This is a genomic window from Polaromonas sp. P1_G2 (genome assembly GCF_056405515.1).
The window spans coordinates 1-2,287 of record NZ_JBFUBY010000439.1; the positions used below are offsets into that span (position 1 = coordinate 1).

Annotated in this window: 5 protein-coding genes; 2 read left to right on the top strand and 3 right to left on the bottom strand. The window is 63.8% G+C overall.

The genetic code is table 11. From position 1 onward, the window contains the following. Positions 1-68 precede the first annotated feature (68 nt). The gene (locus tag AC1D0P_RS24870; protein WP_477679179.1) at positions 69-668 is read left to right on the top strand and encodes a TetR/AcrR family transcriptional regulator; all 600 of its coding nucleotides are present in this window, start codon (positions 69-71) and stop codon (positions 666-668) included. On the opposite strand, the gene AC1D0P_RS24875 is transcribed toward AC1D0P_RS24870, so the two are convergent. Both AC1D0P_RS24875 and AC1D0P_RS24880 read right to left on the bottom strand, forming a co-directional pair. Further along, a complete protein-coding gene (locus AC1D0P_RS24875) occupies positions 625-1,089 on the bottom strand; it encodes a MerR family transcriptional regulator (protein ID WP_477679180.1) in 465 nt (154 codons plus the stop codon). The genes AC1D0P_RS24870 and AC1D0P_RS24875 overlap by 44 nt on opposite strands. 23 nt (positions 1,090-1,112) lie before the next feature. After that, positions 1,113-1,565: a nuclear transport factor 2 family protein gene (locus AC1D0P_RS24880; protein ID WP_477679181.1), complete on the bottom strand. Its 453-nt coding sequence runs from the start codon at positions 1,563-1,565 to the stop codon at positions 1,113-1,115. Between the two features lie 147 nt (positions 1,566-1,712). On the opposite strand from AC1D0P_RS24880, the gene AC1D0P_RS24885 reads away from it, so the two are divergent. Continuing rightward, the gene (locus tag AC1D0P_RS24885; protein ID WP_436154316.1) at positions 1,713-1,952 is read left to right on the top strand and encodes a hypothetical protein; all 240 of its coding nucleotides are present in this window, start codon (positions 1,713-1,715) and stop codon (positions 1,950-1,952) included. A gap of 12 nt (positions 1,953-1,964) precedes the next feature. On the opposite strand, the gene AC1D0P_RS24890 is transcribed toward AC1D0P_RS24885, so the two are convergent. Beyond that, on the bottom strand, positions 1,965-2,287 hold a 323-nt coding region (locus AC1D0P_RS24890; protein ID WP_477679182.1), incomplete at its 5' end, for a hypothetical protein.

Sequence of the window (2,287 nt, forward strand, 5' to 3'; positions counted from 1 at the left end):
ATGGTAGACAGACCTGTCTACTCGCTGCGATTCTGGCACAGGTAGACAGACTTGTCTACAATCGCGCCATGGACGTCTCCACCCCCTCCCCGCGCGACCGCATCCTGCTCACCGCGCACGACCTGTTCTACCGAGACGGCCTGCGCGCCACCGGCATAGACCGCATCATTGCCGAGTCGGGCGTGGCCAAGCTCACCTTCTACCGCTGCTTTCCCAGCAAGGACGAGCTGATACGTACCTTCCTGGATTACCGCCACGAACGCTGGATGGCCTGGTTTGTCGATGCCCTGGGGCGGCACGGCGCCACGGCGGGCGGCGGCCTGGCGCCGCTGCTGCCCACGCTGGCCGAATGGTTTGCCGACCCGCTGTTTCGCGGCTGCGCCTTCATCAACGCCATGGCCGAAGCCGGCGCCCTGCCCGGCGTGGCGCCGATCGTGCAAAACCATAAAAACGATATGCGGCAGGTGATTGCCGGCCTGTTGCCCGCCAGGCCGGGCCAGCAAGCCCTTGCCGGCGCGGCGGCGCTGGCCGTGGACGGCGCCATCGTGCGGGCGCAGATGGAAAGCGCTGAATCGGCGCTGGCGGGCCTGCGCCTGCTGCTGGATGCGCTGGACGCTCGGCCGACTAAGCCGTCACGGACCGCGGCTTTGCCTTGGGCCGGGACTTGAGCGCCGGCACCGCAGGCCCGGCAATTTTCGCCACCTTCACCGCCGGCCGTTTGCCCGAGGCCACCCACTCGTCGTAGAAGTCGATTTTTTTGTCCAGCAGCCTGAGCGCGAGCTGCCATTCGGCAATCATGCCCTTGACCTGCTCGCGGTGCGCCGACAGCAGCGCCTGCCGTTTGCTGAGGGTGCCGCTGCCCTGCTTGACCAGTGCCGTGTATTCACGCATTTCGGCGATCGACATGCCGGTGCGCCGCAGCCTGTCCATCAGGTCCAGCCAGCTGATGTGCAGCTCGCCGTAGACGCGGCGGCGCCCGGCGTCGCGTGCCACACCGGGAATCAGGCCCTGGGCCTCGTACCAGCGTATGGTGTGCACGCTGCGCCCGGTGCGCGCGGCAAGTTGCCCGATCAGGAAGTTTTCAGCCATGCCTGACTGTATAAAACCAGGGCTCAGGCGGCAAGCGCGGCGGACGATGACGAGGAAGGCGCTTCCAGTGCCGAATTCACCAGCGCGGTGTCGAGGTACTCCATCAAGTCCTTCATCTTCCCGTCCTCCATGCGGCAGACATAGCAATAACGGTTGTTGTAGGCCTTGCCGGCCTTGGTCGTGACCCGCCCTTCGAATTCGATGATGACCATGTCACCGTCGGCCATCACGCGGCGCGTGGTGCTGATGTAAGGCGTGGCGAACTGGGCGTACAGGGGCCGCAGCAGTTCGTTGATGACCACCTGCTTGCCGCTGTAGGTGCGCGACCACGGTGTATCGCCCGGGATGGTCCATGAAAAATCATCGGCCATGGCGTCGACAAAAGCCGTTCCATTGCCTTTGTCCAGTTCCGCCATGACCTGGCGGATGTGCTGCCTGTTGGCGTCGGTGGTGTTCGTAGTGGATGCTGTGTTCATGAGGAAGCTCCTTGAATGCCCGTCACACCGGGTGTGGGGCCCGGCAATTTGCGAGGGCTTGAAGGAATTGGAAAACCTTGAGTGCACTCAAGGTCAAGCCCGGCCATGGCAGCGTTGTTGTTTTGCAGGGCAACCCTACAATGCCCCATGAACCAGAAACGACCCGCCGCCAGCGAATGGGTGACAAAGATGCTGGCCGTACTCAAAACCGGCAACACCTCGGCGGCATTGGCCCAGATCAAGGCCACCACCAGCAGCAAGGATTTGCGGCAACTGCATGCCGCGCTCGAAAAAGCGCAGCTTCTGAAACAGCTCGCTGCTGTCGACACCGCGATTTCCGACCAGTTGCAGGCGCTGGCCTCGCCGCGGCTCAGCCGCTCGCCCTGAGAAGACTTCCCGCTAGGCCGGACGAATCTCGAACTGGGCATCGCCCATATAACGATTCGGCCCCAAGGCTGCCGTCACGGCCGCCAGCTCCGCCACCTGCCATTGGCTGAAAACCTCCAGCTCGTCGGCTGACAGCACATCTTCCGCAGGTGATTCGCCGTAGGTCGAAACCAGCCGCATGTATGCGGTGTACACCGGCAGCACCAGGCTTTCATGGCCCAGCGCGGCCTCCAGCGCCGTCCTGAAGCGCTGCTCGGCCGCCTGCAGCTCTCCCTCGGACGCGTCTTCATAGGCGTAGAGCCTGAGCCGGTAACTCACAGGATTCCCTTCATGGC